The 15,404-nt window shown below is 62.1% G+C and carries 12 protein-coding genes; 1 reads left to right on the forward strand and 11 read right to left on the reverse strand.

What is annotated here, in order from left to right:
- Positions 1-339: 339 nt before the first annotated feature.
- The 7 genes from AC56K1_RS06025 to AC56K1_RS06055 all read right to left on the reverse strand — a co-directional run bounded on the left by AC56K1_RS06025 (position 340) and on the right by AC56K1_RS06055 (position 8,786).
- On the reverse strand, positions 340-1,986 hold the full coding sequence (locus AC56K1_RS06025) for a glycosyltransferase family 4 protein (protein ID WP_497156936.1): 1,647 nt from the start codon (positions 1,984-1,986) through the stop codon (positions 340-342).
- A 141-nt stretch (positions 1,987-2,127) separates the two neighbouring features.
- The gene (locus AC56K1_RS06030; protein ID WP_497156937.1) at positions 2,128-2,937 is read right to left on the reverse strand and encodes a UCP032817 domain-containing protein; all 810 of its coding nucleotides are present in this window, start codon (positions 2,935-2,937) and stop codon (positions 2,128-2,130) included.
- Positions 2,938-3,195: 258 nt separating this feature from the next.
- Positions 3,196-3,837: a hypothetical protein gene (locus AC56K1_RS06035; protein WP_497156938.1), complete on the reverse strand. Its 642-nt coding sequence runs from the start codon at positions 3,835-3,837 to the stop codon at positions 3,196-3,198.
- A 139-nt stretch (positions 3,838-3,976) separates the two neighbouring features.
- Complete coding sequence (locus tag AC56K1_RS06040) at positions 3,977-5,677, reverse strand: PQQ-dependent sugar dehydrogenase (protein ID WP_497156939.1); 1,701 nt, start codon at positions 5,675-5,677, stop codon at positions 3,977-3,979.
- An 81-nt stretch (positions 5,678-5,758) separates the two neighbouring features.
- On the reverse strand, positions 5,759-6,280 hold the full coding sequence (locus AC56K1_RS06045; protein ID WP_497156940.1) for a DUF4256 domain-containing protein: 522 nt from the start codon (positions 6,278-6,280) through the stop codon (positions 5,759-5,761).
- A gap of 98 nt (positions 6,281-6,378) precedes the next feature.
- Positions 6,379-7,506 carry an alkene reductase gene (locus tag AC56K1_RS06050; RefSeq protein ID WP_497156941.1) on the reverse strand — a complete coding sequence of 376 codons (1,128 nt, stop codon included), beginning with the start codon at positions 7,504-7,506 and terminating at the stop codon, positions 6,379-6,381.
- Complete coding sequence (locus AC56K1_RS06055) at positions 7,503-8,786, reverse strand: GDSL-type esterase/lipase family protein (RefSeq protein WP_497156942.1); 1,284 nt, start codon at positions 8,784-8,786, stop codon at positions 7,503-7,505. Before AC56K1_RS06055 ends, AC56K1_RS06050 begins: the two co-directional genes overlap by 4 nt.
- A gap of 119 nt (positions 8,787-8,905) precedes the next feature.
- On the opposite strand from AC56K1_RS06055, the gene AC56K1_RS06060 reads away from it, so the two are divergent.
- Positions 8,906-9,790 carry a LysR family transcriptional regulator gene (locus AC56K1_RS06060; RefSeq protein WP_497157176.1) on the forward strand — a complete coding sequence of 295 codons (885 nt, stop codon included), beginning with the start codon at positions 8,906-8,908 and terminating at the stop codon, positions 9,788-9,790.
- 25 nt (positions 9,791-9,815) lie between these two features.
- Here the strand turns inward: AC56K1_RS06060 and AC56K1_RS06065 are convergent, their stop codons facing one another.
- From AC56K1_RS06065 to AC56K1_RS06080, 4 genes are all read right to left on the reverse strand, one after another.
- Positions 9,816-10,220 (reverse strand): IS3 family transposase, encoded by a 405-nt coding sequence (locus AC56K1_RS06065; protein WP_497156943.1) that lies wholly within the window; start codon positions 10,218-10,220, stop codon positions 9,816-9,818.
- Entirely contained in the window at positions 10,217-10,471 is a 255-nt protein-coding gene (locus AC56K1_RS06070; RefSeq protein ID WP_497156944.1) for a transposase, read from the reverse strand. Before AC56K1_RS06070 ends, AC56K1_RS06065 begins: the two co-directional genes overlap by 4 nt.
- A gap of 76 nt (positions 10,472-10,547) precedes the next feature.
- A complete protein-coding gene (locus tag AC56K1_RS06075) occupies positions 10,548-11,654 on the reverse strand; it encodes a ribonucleotide-diphosphate reductase subunit beta (RefSeq protein ID WP_497156945.1) in 1,107 nt (368 codons plus the stop codon).
- A 202-nt stretch (positions 11,655-11,856) separates the two neighbouring features.
- A complete protein-coding gene (locus tag AC56K1_RS06080) occupies positions 11,857-14,787 on the reverse strand; it encodes a ribonucleoside-diphosphate reductase subunit alpha (protein WP_497156946.1) in 2,931 nt (976 codons plus the stop codon).
- Between the last annotated feature and the right edge of the window lie 617 nt (positions 14,788-15,404).

Below are 15,404 nucleotides of genomic sequence, written 5' to 3' on the forward strand. Positions count from 1 at the left end.
ATGGACGCGACAATATCACATGTTCACGTTTTGACAAATTCAATCACGTAAAGTACACGAAAACTTTGTGAGTACGCAACCCGAACGGCTCAAACAAAACGTCTTTTCGCACTAAACCATGCGCTCGCGCATTCGTCGGTTAACCAACACACCGCCGGCGTACCAAATCGGATTCCACTCCATCGCCGAAACCGTCTTCCGACAGGCATTGGGGAAACGCGCGAATCCGGCAGAGCGCCTGCAACGGCAAGCGATATGGCAATCGGATTGGTTCGCCTCCAGGCATGGTTTTGGCTGCAAAGATAATGTCTCCAATTCGTAACAGCGACCCTTCCCGTACTACTCGACCACGCGCAGCAGATCCATTTTGCACAGCCATGCCAGGCCGCGCAGCAGTGTCGCGCGGTCGCACGGCCCAAGCGTGTCGATGAGCTCTTCGACTTCGACCGGGCGCGGACCGATTGCCCCGAACATCTGGCCGAAATCTTCGAGCGTCGGCAGCGAGGCTGCGGCGAAACGGTTGATGGCCAGTTCGCGGTATTGATTCACCAGCGCGAGCGAGGCGTCTGGCGTGAGCTCCACCAGCGAGGCGGCCGTCAGCGGCCGGGTCGGATAGCAGGCGAACAGCTTGAACGGATCGGGGCGGTCCGGCGCACGTGCCGGCAGCGCCGGCGCCAGCACCGGGTCGCCGCGGCGGCGCTCCGCCAGCTCGTCCCACAGCGCGCGGTAGCGGCCGAACACCACCTGCCAGTCGAATTCGGACTGCGCGCGCCGGCGCGCCTGGTCTCCCATCGTGCGGCGCAGGTTCGCGTCGCACACCAGCCGGCCGTAGGCCTGCGCCAGCAGCGCGCCGTCGAGCGCCACCGCCTGGCTCGCGTGCCCGCAATACATGTCGAAGCTGTCCACGCCGTCGTCGTAGCGCTGGGCCAGGTCCAGGCCCGCGCCCGGTCCCGCCATCAGGGTCGGGATGCGGTAGCCGTCGACGCCGTCGCGCACCGTGTCGCGGTAGCCGTTCCAGTCCGAGACCACGCAGGGCAGCCCGGCCGCCATGGCTTCGACCGGCGTGAGCCCGAAGGTTTCCTGCACGTTGTCGGCCAGCGAGGTGAAGACGTCGGCCGCCGCCCAGGCATCAAGCTGGTTCGCGGGCAGGCGCCCGTCCAGCTCCACCAGCCGCACCGAAGGACACAGCAGGGCGGCCGCTTCCCGGAAGGCCGCCTCCAAGGCCTCGCCCGCATACCAGCCCGCCATGATCAGGTGCACGCGCCGGCCGCCCTTCTCGGCACGCTCCAGCGCAGTAAACATCTGCTGCGGATGGGACTTGGCATGCACCGACATGCGGCCGAGGTAGAGGAAGGCGACGTCGTTTTCTGCGATGCCGAGCCGGGCGCGCGCTTCGAGGCGGCGCGCGGCGTCCGGCTGCAGGCTCGAACAATGCACCCCGAGCGGAATCAGGGGCAGCTGCGGCAGCTCGAAGCGTTGCGCGCCGAGGCGGGTGCGCAGGTAGTCGGCCTGCGCCTCGAGCAGCACGCGCACGCTGTCGCGCACCACGCACGACGTGCACACGATGGCGTCCCAGCTGCGCACCGGGGCCACCAACAGATTGGTCACCATGCTCATCATCTCGTGCGAAGCGGTGGCATGCGCAATGCCGCACAGGCTGTAGCGGTGTTCGCCTGCCTCGAGCCGGCGCCAGGCCAGCCGCTCGATGCCCGGCCCCGGGTGGTACAGGCAGCCGAAGCGCTCCAGCGCCTGTGGCATCGATTGCGGCACCCAGGCGATGTTGCCGGTGTAGCCGTCTTTGCGCAGCGTGGCCTCGAAGGCGTCCGCGTGGGTGCGGTTGGCTGCGAAGCATCCGACCTGCTCCGCGTCGCAATGGCGTGCGATGGCGCGCAGCAGGCCGACGCCAGCCGATTGGCGGCCCATCAGCTTCTGGCCGGCGACGGAAAAGGATTCGGGAATGTAGTGCAGGGCAAAGCTGTCGCGCATGCGGTCTCCTGCGGTCAGGTGCGTGCCGGCGGAATGCGGCGCGCGTGACCGGTCGAGCCCATGATAGCGAGCGCACGCGAAGGACGGCGCAAGCCTGCCCGGGCGGGCAGGCGCAATAGTCGACGCCTGGTCGAACGACGGCTAGCTGCCGCAGCCGCCTCCCCCGCAGCCGCCGCCATACGAGGCACCGCCGCTGCAGGAGGCGGCGCCATCGCCTCCCCCACTGTCGCCGTCGGCGGTCATATCACCTCCGATGTGGTCGACGAAGCTGTCCTCGCCTTCGAAGCGCAGGGCATGACTGCCCGCCAGGCGCGCGCCTTCTTCGTACTCGGCGGCGCTGATCAGGCCGGCCTGCAACAGGCCATACGGGCTCAGGCCATCTGGGAAGGACGGCTTCTTCTCGACATTCCCGCACGCGTCCAGGGATGAGCAGGCGACCCGGCCGCCGATGATGCGGTAGCCGAAACCGTGCGGCATGCTAAGTCGCGCATCCAGCGAAAACAGCCGTGGCAGGCTTGGACCGGCCACCGGCCGTGACGCGCGGCGGCGCGCCTGCACCAGGCAGGCGCCGAGCGCCTTTTCCATGTCGTCCTGCATCTGCGCGCGCTCGAGGTGGGGGATGACGCGGCCGAAATGCCGGATGCAGAAGGCGTCCAGGCCCGCTGCGTCCATGCGCGTCCATGCGTGCCAGACCGAATCGGCGGCGCGCGACGGCAGGCCGCAGGGCTTGCCGGCTGCGGCCACGCAGTCGAAGAACATCATCAGTCCTTCGGCCGCTTGCGCGTAGAAGGCGGCGTCACGGGGGATACGGGGAAACTCATCGCGCGCGGACGCTGCCCAGTAAGGAAACAGCCTTGCGGGCACGTCGGACAGCACTGCCGCATAGGTCGAGTGGACAAATTCCCGTTCAACCGAGCGGGTGACCGATTCCCAGACTGCCCTGACATTCATCGCCGTCCCCTGTCGTGGATTCTCTGGTTACGTTAGTTTACGAAAACTGAACAGATACTGATAAATATCAAACTTAACTGGCCGCACTTTCGCCTGCTTAAAAAACCGCCATGCGGCCAATACCGGCCGATTGAGAGCCGCTCGCAGCTGGTAGCGTGGGCAGGAAACCTGCCCACGCTACGATTGGTTAGCGAACCTGAATTGACCGGCAATGGCCAAGCTACAGGTTTGTTGTTTACCGATTCAGCTGCGACGCCGTCAAGGACGCCCAGCCTCCTCATACTCGGCCTGGCTGACCAAGCCGGCCAGCAGCAGGCCCTGGGGCGTCAGGGCGGGCGGGAAGGACACGCGCTCTTCCGTGTTGCCGAATTCATCCAGGATGGAGCAGGCGACCAGGCCCTGGATGATCCGGTAGCCGTAGCCCTGCGGCATGCCCAGGCGGCTGTCCAGCGAAAACAGCGGTGGCAGGCAGGCGCCGGCGGCCGGCATCGACGCCCGGCGGCGCGCGGCGACCAGGCAAGTGGCCAGCGTCCTGTCCATGTTGGCCATCGACCGCGCTTGTCCGGGATGGGGGATCGTCCAGCCGACATGGCGCAGGCAGAACCGGTGCAGCCCCGGCTCATCGAGGCAGGTCCACGCGCGCCACACCGAGCCGGCCGCCAGCGAAGGCAACGCACAAGGCTTGCCCGCAAGCGCCACGCAGTCGAAGAACGTCAATAGCCCTTGGAGCGACTGCGCGCAGAACGAGGCATCGCGGGGAATGCCGGGGAAGTCGTGGTGCGCGGTGCCGGCCCAGTAGGGAAACAGCGTTGCCGGCACCTCGGCCAGCATCGCCGCATGATCGGGGGCCGGGAGCTTCCCCGCGCGGTCCGCGTCCATCGGCATATCGATCGCATGCATCGCCACTCCTCCCTCCAGGTCATCCGCTCACCTTAGTGCACGCACAAGCTGCCGGCGATGAGGGAGCGCAAGCGATCGTAACCGGGTCAAGCCGGCGCCACCATGAAAAAACCCGTCTTGCGACGGGTTGATCGGCTGCTTAACGCTGCGGCGCGATGCGCCAGACGACGCCGCCCGCATCGTCGACCACCAGCAGCGCACCGTCCAGCGCCACGGTTACGCCGGCCGGCCGGCCCCAGACCTCGCGGTCGCTCAGCACCATCCCCGACATGAAGTCCTGGTAGCGGCCGGTCGGCACGCCATTCTTCATGAAGGCGCGCACCACCTTGTAGCCGGTGCGCACGCCGCGGTTCCACGAACCGTGCAGCGCCACGAAGACGTCGCCCTCATACTCCTTCGGGAAGGCATGCGCCGCGTTTTTCGGTGCGTGGTAGACCGCCATGCCCAGCGGCGCCGAATGCGACTGGATCAGCACATCGGGCACGATCGTCTTGCCCTTCAGGTCCGGACGCTGGCCCTGCAGGCGCGGATCTTCGTTGTCGCCGATGTAGTACCACGGCCAGCCGTAGAAGCCGCCCTGCTTCACGCGGGTCAGGTAGTCGGGCGGCAGGTTGTCGCCCAGCGCATCGCGCTCGTTCACGGTGCACATCACGTCGCCCGTGGCCGGGTAGACCAGCAGGCCGACGCAGTTGCGCAGGCCGGTGGCATAGGTGCGGCGGTTGCGGCCATCCGGATCGAATGCCATGACGGTGGCGCGGTCTGTTTCGACGCCCCAGCTGGCGCCGACACCGTGCCTGGCCTCCCATTGCGGCAGCGGCTCAGGGGGCTTGGGTCCGATATCGCTTGCCACGTTGGTGGCGGAACCGATCGACAGCAGCATGGTCTTGTCGTCCTTGGAGAACACCAGCGTGCGCGTCGTGTGGCCGCCGCTGGTTTCGGACAGCTGCGGCACGATCGTTTCGGCTTCGGCGCGCGCCTTCAGGTCGCCGTTGCGGTAGGGGATGCGGACGATGGCGTTGACGTTGGCGACATATAAATACTGCGGATTCGCGCCGGAGGGCCAGAAGGCCATGCCGTAGGGGCGCGTCAAGCCGCTGGCGAAGACTTCGGCGGTGTCGGCCGCCTGCCCGTTCTTCGAACGCAACACCTTGATTTCGCCCTTGCCGGTCGCGGCCAGGAAAATGTCGCCGTTCGGCGCGCGCAGCGGCAGGCGCGGCTTGTCGGCGTCACTGGCGAAGACGCCGACCGTGAAGCCTTTCGGGACGACCGGCAGGCTGCCGTTGGGTCGCGCCTCGACCCGCGGGCCGTTGCCGGCGCTGGCGGTGGCGAACGGCGGCGGCAGGTCGGTGACTTTGATGTGGTGGATCTTGCCGGGCTGGTTGTCGTCCCAGGAGCCGTTGCGCTCTACGGGTGCCGCCGCGGTGGCCGGCGCCGGCGTTGCGGCGGTGGCGGTACCCTGCAAGGTGGCGAGGTAGTCGATCAGCGCGGCGCGGACCTGCTTGTCGGGCACGCCAACCGGCATCGTCGTGCCGGGCACGTTTTTCGCCGGGTCGGCCAGGAAGACATCCAGCTCGGCCTGGGTCCAGGTCTTGCCGGCGGCGCCGGCTTTGGTCAGCGCATGCGAATAGTTGAAACCGGGGACGGCTGCGGCCTTGCGTCCGACGACGCGAAACAGGCCCGGGCCGGCGCGCGAGGACAGGGTCGGGTCAACGCTGTGGCAGCTGGCGCAGTTGTTCTGGAAGGTGGTCTGGCCGGCGTTTTGGGGCGCCGCGTGGGCGCTGGTCGCCGCTGCCAGGGTGGCGAGCAGCGCGGCATGCAGCGGCAGGGACTTGGCTTGCAAGGGAGTTCTCCTGTTATTCGGACTGGACAATCGGACATCATAGGGTAACTTGTGTTCGCACGCAGTCGACAGGCCCCACGCTTACACCGACAGCGTGCCGCGAAAGCCCCGCGCGCCATAGTAGGACTCGGCACCGTTGTGATACACGAACACTCTGCCATAGCGGCGATCGCAAAACAGCGCGCCGCCGAGGGTCCGCACGTCGTCCGGCGTCGCGATCCAGCTGGACGTCTTCCTGTCGAATTCGCCCAATTGCTGGAGCGCCCGGTACTGCGCTTCGGTCAGCAGTTCGATGCCCATTCCGGCGGCGATCCCGACCGCACTGGCGCGCGGCTTGTTTTCCTTGCGCGCCTCCAGGGCTGCGCGGTCGTAGCAGATGCTCCTGCGGCCGGCCGGGCTCTCCGGTGCGCAATCGCAGAACGTGATGCGTCCCGTTTCACTATCTTGCCCGATGACGTCGGGCTCGCCGCCAGTGGCCTCCATCGCGAGCAATGCCTTCAGTGCGCCGGCATCCTGCTCCAGCCTGGCCTGCACCGCCGCCCAGGCAAGGCCTTCGTGGCGGCGGATGTTCTTTTCGAAACAGCCGCCAGCCGCGTCACTCACGCCTCGGCTATATTCCGCCGGCTGTATTTGCTGAACAATTAAGCAGGCAGCTTGAAACAAGAGTGTCCGCTATTGACAGTACACCTCACTTTAACAATCTACTCAGTTGGCTTCCCATCAATGTACGAATAATCAGTATACCCCTGTGCATCGCCACCAAAATATTTGGCTGCGTCCCCAAGGTTGAGCGCTGCTCCGGTGCGTAGCCGCCGAGGGAGGTCGGGATTAGCGATGAAGGACCGGCCGAAACCGATCAAGTCAGCCCATCCCCGCCGCAGGGCTTCCTGCGCCCGGTTGCAGTCGTAGTGGCCTGAGTAGATTGTCGCTCCCGAATAAACTTGTCTGAGAGCTTCTTTGAAACCGGCGGGCATAGCCGGTGCATCGTCCCAGTCAGCCTCCGCGATGTGGATGTATGCAACCTTCAACTCGTCCATTAACTTGGCTGCAGCCAAGTAAGTTGCCTGAGGCGTCTCATCGATCGCGCCCTGGGCGGTTGTTAGAGGGGAGAAGCGAACCCCGACACGATCCGGACCGCACATTGCGATAACTGCACGCACTACCTCGCCAAGAAAACACAGTCTGTTGCTGAGAGTCCCGCCATATTTGTCGGTGCGCTGGTTAGTGCCTGAGTCAATGAATTGATTGATCAAGTAGCCGTTCGCCCCGTGTAGCTCGACTCCGTCGAAACCTGCAGCCATAGCATTGGCTGCTGCGACCGCGAACTGATGAACCAGTTCTTCAATCTCTGCCGTATCGAGTGCACGTGGAGCTGAGTGCTGCACTTTTTTGCCCTGTCCCGCTGCAGCGCCCAGTTGGTCTGGATCGATGAAAACTTGCACTCCGTCTGCAACGAGCGCTGATGGGGCAAGGGGAGCAGCGCCGCCAGGCTGTAGCGATACATGCGACAGGCGCCCGACATGCCACAACTGCGCGAAGATACGCCCGCCGGCCCTGTGAACGGCAGCTGTGACCTTCTTCCATCCTTCTACCTGTTGGGAAGTGTGGATGCCAGGTGTCCACGCGTAGCCTTGGCCCTGGGAGCTAATTTGCGTCCCCTCCGTAATGATCAGTCCTGCTGACGCTCGCTGCGCATAATACTTGGCCATCATGTCCGTTGGCACCTGTCCGGCTGCTGCGCGCGCGCGCGTCATGGGCGGCATAACGATCCGATTAGGCAAAAGCAGTCCAGACAGGTCGAAGGGTTCGAAGAGCATTTGGTGGGTCATTTCAAGTCCTTTTGAGCGCTGGGGATCGATCTCGCATTTTTGGTAAGCAAGTTGATGTCGATGGCCTCGGCCATCGTGCGGTATCCCTCGTCTCCGGGATGCAGATGGTCGCCCGAATCGAAGTCCTTGCGTATCCTTTGGGGATTCGCCGGATCCCGCAAAAGTGCGTCGAAGTCGATAGCTGCATCAAATACTCCAGCCGTACGAATCCAGTCGTTGAACCGCTTGCGCAGCTGCTCCTTGTCACGGCTATAGTGACCTGCGAAAGGTGTGCCTTCGAGTGCTCCTTCGAACGGGGGCAGCGTTGCAGCGGTCACGCGCACTCCCCTGACATGTGCAGCAGACACCAGTTGTCGGTAGGCGGCCGTAAGTCTGTCCAGTGTCATCGGTGCTTCGTTAGGTGCGAACGGACTGCCAGGCCACCCGATATCGTTGATACCGAGTAGGACAATGACATCCGATACACCTGGTTGGCTCAGCACATCGTGCTCAAGGCGAGCCAAGGCGTTCTGCCCCATTCCGTCGCTTACCAGACGTGCTCCCGAAATCCCGGCATTAGCCACGCCTACGCCGTAAGGCGCCAGGCGTTTCGCGAGGTAGTCAGGCCATCGACGATTCGCATCCGGAGTCGATCCGTTCCCATCCGTAATCGAGTCGCCAAGAGCGACGACAGTTCGCCGCTTCTCTGCAGCTTCAACCATGACAGCACTTAAGAAGAGACGTCCTTCGACCCGATCGCCGCCTTTTGTGTAAGGGGCTTCGGTCGCCCTTCCTGCTGTTACCTGCATGGTTTGCTGACTCCCCCAGTGGAAACTGTCGACAGTAGTGCGCGACGGTAGATAAGTAGTCACGCTCAAATCAGCAAGCGGTTTAACCGACAGCGGAAGCGGATCACTGGTCACTGTCGCGCCTGGCAATATCGAAATGCTTGGTTGACCAGAGAACGACAAGCGCTGGCACGGCCGACTTTTGCCTGGTATGCCAACCCTGACTTCGCCAATGAGCACGGGCTCTTTTCCATAACGATTTGAGAAAACGAGCCGGATGCGTTGTCCACCAGCGCTAAGACGAACATTCTCACGCAAAGACTGGTTGTTTAGATATGCCGGCACATTCGTAGGTAGCACAAAGGTGGCATCCCAGCTCGACTGGGGCGCCGCGTACCAGGACGTTATCCAGTGCTGGTCTTTGCTTCCTGGGTCAGAAGTCGCTGCCAACGCCTCAGCACCTAACGCCATGGCGAGGCTGAGGGTAGCGATCGAACCAAGTTTGTTCACCATTTTGTTCTCCATCCTTTTCAAAGCTTTCACATTAGGTCATGCGAAAGCGTCATGGAAGATGGTAGGATGGAAGATTACTTATTCCTTTTTCGAATGGCTTAATGGACACTCTTCGATTAATGCGAACTTTCGTTAGAGCCGTTGAGTTAGGCAGTTTGTCCTCGGCAGCTCGGGAAGCAGGAACAACACAGCCGACTGTTAGCAAGATGCTGGCTCAACTCGAGCAACAGCTTGGCGTTCGATTGTTCGAGCGCAGCACGCGCGGCCTGTCTTCAACCGAACAGGGACAGCGTTTTTACGTGGACGCTAAATTGGTACTGGAACAGTTTGACGCTGCAGTAGCGTCGATCCAGGGGACGAATGCCCAAGCGTCTGGTTTTTTACGGATCAATGCACCTGTCGCGCTTGGACAATACCGTATTAATGCGATGGTCCAGCAGTTTCTGGCAGAGCATCCCGCGATCGAGATAGAGCTGATCTTAAACGACCGTTTCGTTGACCTCATCGAAGACGGTGTTGACGTTGCGTTTCGGTTAGGAGGCACGCTACCAGCAGACGCCTTTGGTAGACACCTAGCGACGATTTCCCGCTTCTTGGTAGCCTCGCCGGCGTATCTGAAAAGTCGAGGCAACCCAGCGACTCCAAGTGATTTGTCTTCACATGATTTTGTGCGCTTCGCGTGGACACCAGGCACGACGATCGAGTTGTTTCGAAACGACGAAATGATGCACGTTCCGACAAGTAGCCGCTATCGCGTCAACAATGCACTTGCGATCCGAGAGACATTGTTACTAGCTGGCGGCGTGGCAGTTTGCCCAGACTGGCTTGTACGTGATCTGCTGGACAGCGGCAAGCTAGTACCGGTTTTGAAAGAGTGGTCTGCCCGTCCCCAAGATCTCCATCTCCTATATCCTTCAAGGAAGTATCAGCCATTACGTACTAAACTGTTTATCGAATTTGCTACAAGGTCGCTTTCTTCACTGCCAGGTTTTCATCACCCTTAGCGTCTTTCGTTACGTTTTGTAGTGGTCAAGTACGTGATATCCGAGACGTAAGCCAAGTTGGGCGCTGCCGGATTGAACTGCCGGGCAAGCACATTCGCGCAATCGGCAGTGTATGCTTGCTGTCGGTCGTATGCACGAACTTGCGCTTCCATACTGGTTTCACGCTGGCTCGATGCATCAGACGGCGCACCTTGTAACGCCCGACCTGAAGACCGCTGTTGGCCAGCACCGTGACCAGGCGACGGCTGCCGTAACGTTGGCCGCTGCTCATGAACGCGGCACGCAGATGCACGCTCGTTTTGCAGAAAGCCGGCGTAGCTGCACGGAGCCTGGCTTCGTAAAATCCGGCCCGGCTCACCCCGAGAAGGCGACAGGTTTGTGCGACAGGTACGGCCTTCGTTTGCAGCTCGTCGGCGAGCCGATAGCTCACTTGAGCTCGCGGGCAAAGAAGGCCGATGCCGTTTTTAAGACGTCCACATCACTACGAAGCTGACAATTTTCCTGTTCCAGCTGACGAATGCGTTGCTGCTCAGCCTCGTACTGCTCCATCCAGCGACGGATCGCGGTTACGCCGATGTCCATTGTCTGGCTGACGTGCGAGATGCTGAGGCCTTGTTCCGTGATCATGCGGACGACCTCGAGCTTGAAGCCGGGGTCGAAATTGCGGCGCTGCCTGGTCATGCAAACTCCCTCGAAGGTGAATTATCCACCTATCGAGGTGTCCGGGGGCATTTGACCACTACAAACAGCTGGTTGATCAATCCCAGTTCAACGCACCACCAGTCTGATACTCCGTCACGCGCGTCTCGAAGAAGTTACGCTCCTTCTTCAAGTCGATCATCTCGCTCATCCACGGGAACGGATTTTCTTCGTTCGGGAACAGCGGATCCAGGCCGATCTGCACGGCGCGGCGGTTGGCGATGAAGCGCAGGTAGCCCTTGAACATTGGGGCGTTCAGGCCCAGCACGCCGCGTGGCATGGTGTCTTCGGCGTAGCGATATTCGAGTTCGACCGCTTCCAGGAACAGGGTTTTCAGCTCGTCGCGGAAGGCCGGGGTCCACAGCATCGGGTTTTCCATCTTGATCGTGTTGATCAGGTCGATGCCGAAGTTCACGTGCATCGACTCGTCGCGCAGGATGTACTGGTACTGCTCGGCGGCGCCGGTCATCTTGTTCTGGCGGCCCAGCGCCAGGATCTGGGTGAAGCCGACGTAGAAGAACAGGCCTTCCATCAAGCAGGCGAAGACGATGATCGACTTGAGCAGCTTCTGGTCGTTTTCCAGCGTGCCGGTCTTGAATTCCGGGTCGGTCAGGACGTTGATGAACGGGATCAGGAACTGGTCCTTGTCGTGGATCGACTCGATCTCGTTGTAGGCGTTGAAGATTTCCTTCTCGTCCAGGCCCAGCGACTCGACGATGTACTGGTAGGCATGGGTGTGGATCGCCTCTTCGAAGGCCTGGCGAAGCAGGTACTGGCGGCACTCCGGCGCGGTGATGTGGCGGTAGGTGCCCAGCACGATGTTGTTCGCGGCCAGCGAGTCGGCGGTCACGAAGAAGCCGAGGTTACGCTTGACCAGGCGGCGCTCGTCTTCCGACAGGCCGTTCGGGCTCTTCCACAGCTCGATGTCGCGCTGCATGTTGACTTCCTGCGGCATCCAGTGGTTCGCGCAACCGGCCAGGTATTTGTCCCATGCCCATTTATACTTGAACGGGACCAGCTGGTTGACGTCGGTCTGGCCGTTGATGATGCGCTTGTCGTCGGCGTTGACGCGCTTGGCGACCAGCGCGGCATCCACGGTGTCGGTTGCATCGGTGGCTTGTGGTGCGCGCGGCGCGGTGCTTGGTTCGTCGTCCCAGGAGAGCATGGTTTCGTTCCTTCTTTCGTGGCTGCGTCCGCGTTGAGCGGACGGCCTAAATATTCGGTAGTAAGTGTCGTTCCGTTTGTAGTGGGAACCGGGGCGTTTGCGGCGTGTTTGCAAACTTGGGTTCCCGCCTGCGCGGGAACGACGAATCTGATGTTAGCGGTGCAAGCCGGCGTTCAGGCTGGCTTGCACCGTCATTTGCCGCTTACTGGCAGGCTTCGCATTCCTCGAAACCGTCGTCGCCAGGACGCAGGTAGCAGGCGGCGCCGTCGACGATTTCCGCGCTGGCGGCCGGTGCTGCGGCTGCAGGAGCCGCGGCCGGGGCGCTAGGCGCAGCGTGGCCACCCGACAGGGCGCCCGAGACCGACACCGCGTTCAGCGCGCCGGTGCGGCTGGTGGATTTCTCCATGTGCGTCGCGGCGATGGTGCGCAGGTAGTAGGTGGTCTTCAGGCCGCGAAGCCAGGCCAGCTTGTAGGTCTCGTCCAGCTTCTTGCCCGATGCGCCGGCCATGTAGATGTTCAGCGACTGGGCCTGGTCGATCCACTTCTGGCGGCGCGACGCCTGCTCGACCAGCCATTTCGGCTCGACTTCGAAGGCCGTGGCGTAGATGTCGCGCAGGTCTTGCGGCACGCGGTCGATCTTGGACAGCGAACCGTCGAAGTACTTCAGGTCGGCGATCATGACTTCGTCCCACAGGTCGCGTGCCTTCAGGTCGCGCACCAGGTAAGCATTGATCTCGGTGAATTCGCCCGACAGGTTCGACTTCACGTACAGGTTCTGGAAGGTCGGCTCGATGCAGGCCGACACGCCGATGATGTTCGAGATCGTCGCAGTCGGGGCGATCGCCACGCAGTTCGAGTTGCGCATGCCGAATTCCTTGATGCGGCTACGCACCAGGGTCCAGTCCATCGACTCGCTCGTGTCCTGCTCGAGGTAGCCGCCGCGCTCTTCCGCCAGCAGCTTGATCGAGTCCTGCGGCAGGATGCCGCGGTCCCACAGCGAACCTTCGTACGAACCGTAGCGGCCGCGCTCTTCGGCCAGCTCGGTCGAAGCCAGGTAGGCGAAGTAACAGACGGCTTCCATCGACTTGTCGGCGAATTCCACCGCTTTATCCGAGGCGAACGGCACGCGCATCATGTGCAGGCAGTCCTGGTGGCCCATCACGCCCATGCCGACCGGACGGTGGCGCATGTTCGAATTGCGCGCCTTTTCCACGGCGTAGTAGTTGATGTCGATGACGTTGTCCAGCATGCGCATGGCGATGCGGATGGTCTTCTGCAGCTTGGCGTGATCCAGGCTGTCGCCCTTCATGTGCTGCGGCAGGTTTACCGAGCCCAGGTTGCAGACGGCGATTTCGTCGGCGCTGGTGTTCAGGGTGATCTCGGTGCACAGGTTCGACGAGTGCACGACGCCGATGTGCTGCTGTGGCGAACGGATGTTGCACGGATCCTTGAAGGTGATCCATGGGTGGCCGGTTTCGAACAGCATCGACAGCATCTTGCGCCACAGGTCGAGCGCTTCGATTTTCTTGTACACGGTCATTTCGCCGCGTTCCGCCTTGGCTTCATAGGCGGTATAGGCTTCTTCGAAGGCCTTGCCGACCTTGTCGTGCAGGTCTGGCGTCTCGCTCGGCGAGAACAGGCTCCAGTAGCCCTTTTCCATCACGCGCTTCATGAACAGGTCGGGAATCCAGTTCGCGGTGTTCATGTCGTGGGTGCGGCGGCGGTCGTCGCCGGTGTTCTTGCGCAGGTCGAGGAATTCCTCGATGTCCATGTGCCAGGTTTCCAGGTAGGCGCAGACCGCGCCCTTGCGCTTGCCGCCCTGGTTCACCGCCACGGCGGTGTCGTTGACCACTTTCAGGAACGGGACCACGCCCTGCGACTTGCCGTTGGTGCCCTTGATGCGCGAGCCCAGGGCACGGACCGGGGTCCAGTCGTTGCCCAGACCGCCGGCGAACTTCGACAGCAGCGCGTTTTCCTTGATCGCGTCGTAGATGCCTTCCAGGTCGTCGCCGACGGTAGTCAGGTAGCACGAGGACAGCTGCGAGCGGCGGGTGCCCGAGTTGAACAGGGTCGGGGTCGAGCTCATGAAATCAAAACTCGACAGCAGGTTGTAGAACTCGATCGCGCGCGCTTCGCGGTCGGCTTCGCGCAGGGCCAGGCCCATCGCGACGCGCATGTAGAAGGCCTGCGGCATCTCGATGCGGGTTTCGCGCACGTGCAGGAAGTAGCGGTCGTACAGGGTCTGCAGGCCGATGTAGGCGAATTGCAGGTCGCGATCGGCGACGATGGCCTTGGCCAGGCGCTCGAGGTCGTACTTGCCCAGTTCTTCATCCAGCAGCTCGTTGGCGATGCCCTTGGCGATGTACTGCGGGAAGTAGGTGATGTACTCAAGAGCGGCGCCGGCTTGCGCTACCTCGTGGCCGAAGACTTCCTTGCGGATGGTGTGCAGCAGGATGCGCGCGGTGACCTGGCTGTAGGCGGGATCTTTTTCCATCAGGGCGCGGGCCGCCAGAATGGCCGACTTGTGCAGTTCTTCGACCGGCACGCCGTCGTACAGGTTCTTCAGGGTCTCGGCAACGATCGCATCGGCATCGACATGCTTCTCCAGGCCGGCGCAGGCAGCGTTGACCAGGCCGTAGACGGCATTCATGTCCAGCGGCATGCGCTGGCCGCCGTCGATCACGTGGATCTGCGGCGCGGCCACGGCGGCGCCCCCTAGAGCTTCCTTGGCGGCCCTGCGCTCTTCCATGCGCTTGGCGCGGTACAGCACGTATTCGCGCGCGACGTCATGCTCGCCCGAGCGCATCAGCGACAGTTCGACCTGGTCCTGCACGTCTTCGATATGGAAGGTGCCGCCGTTCGGCTGGCGGCGCACCAATGCAGCAACGACATTGCCGGTCAGCTCTTCCACCAGATCGCGGATGCGGGCCGATGCAGCACCCTGCCCGCCGGCGATGGCGAGGAAGGCCTTGGTCATGGCGACCGAGATCTTGTGCGGCTCGAAGGCCACCACGGAGCCGTTGCGGCGGATGACGCGGTAGTCGCCGCGCGCCACGATCTCTGCCGGCGTGGCATTGGCCGACGCGCCTGGGGTGACGTGAGGATTGATCGAAATGTCTTGTGCTGTTTGCATTGAGCCTCCAGGGTGGGCAGATGCCTGCCGCCATTTGTTGTTACCAGGACCGAAGTCCTACGGAATTCATAGCAAAGCGATGCCCCGCCAGCCGGAACGCCGTGCTGGCAACCAGATATGCAGGGTAGGAAATCGCTGTGGAATCAGTCGCTTGCAGAGCAAGCCTCAAGTCGGGAGTGAACTTGTTTCCTTCAGCTCACTACCACTACATCTAGTGCCCGACGTTGATATGAGACTAATTGTAGTACCTGACCCAGGTCACGGCAAGTAAAGAACTTCGCAATATTTTGCGTTTTTTTTGGTGCATGGGCTTGACAAGCAAGTAGCGCTAGAACGGCGGGGAGTATTCGGTGAGTGAGCGCTAACCTTGTTCAAGATGGCTGCTCAAAGCGTAATCAGCCTGATGCGACGCGCATCATTCTTGTGCGTTTTGCACTGGCGAAAAGACAACAGGATGAGATCCCTCTACGGGTGCGCTGCCAATACACCGTAGGGTGGGCGGATTCTGCCCACGCGTTCAACGTTCGAGGAAAAAACACGGAGCGTGTTCGTTGACGTGGTTTGAACGCGTGGGCGCAGGTCAGTCCGCTGGACCGACCTGCCCTGCCCACCCTACA

The sequence above is a fragment of the Telluria sp. ZB4P37 genome (assembly GCF_059685855.1).

Excerpts from the sequence above, each read along its gene's own strand:
- AC56K1_RS06025 (WP_497156936.1), bottom strand. The coding sequence starts at position 1,986 with ATGCGCGACAGCTTTGCCCTGCACTACATTCCCGAATCCTTTTCCGTC.
- AC56K1_RS06055 (WP_497156942.1), bottom strand. The coding sequence starts at position 8,786 with ATGGTGAACAAACTTGGTTCGATCGCTACCCTCAGCCTCGCCATGGCG.
- AC56K1_RS06030 (WP_497156937.1), bottom strand. The coding sequence starts at position 2,937 with ATGAATGTCAGGGCAGTCTGGGAATCGGTCACCCGCTCGGTTGAACGG.
- AC56K1_RS06075 (WP_497156945.1), bottom strand. The coding sequence starts at position 11,654 with ATGCTCTCCTGGGACGACGAACCAAGCACCGCGCCGCGCGCACCACAA.
- AC56K1_RS06060 (WP_497157176.1), top strand. The coding sequence starts at position 8,906 with ATGCGAACTTTCGTTAGAGCCGTTGAGTTAGGCAGTTTGTCCTCGGCA.
- AC56K1_RS06035 (WP_497156938.1), bottom strand. The coding sequence starts at position 3,837 with ATGCATGCGATCGATATGCCGATGGACGCGGACCGCGCGGGGAAGCTC.
- AC56K1_RS06080 (WP_497156946.1), bottom strand. The coding sequence starts at position 14,787 with ATGCAAACAGCACAAGACATTTCGATCAATCCTCACGTCACCCCAGGC.
- AC56K1_RS06050 (WP_497156941.1), bottom strand. The coding sequence starts at position 7,506 with ATGACCCACCAAATGCTCTTCGAACCCTTCGACCTGTCTGGACTGCTT.
- AC56K1_RS06070 (WP_497156944.1), bottom strand. The coding sequence starts at position 10,471 with ATGACCAGGCAGCGCCGCAATTTCGACCCCGGCTTCAAGCTCGAGGTC.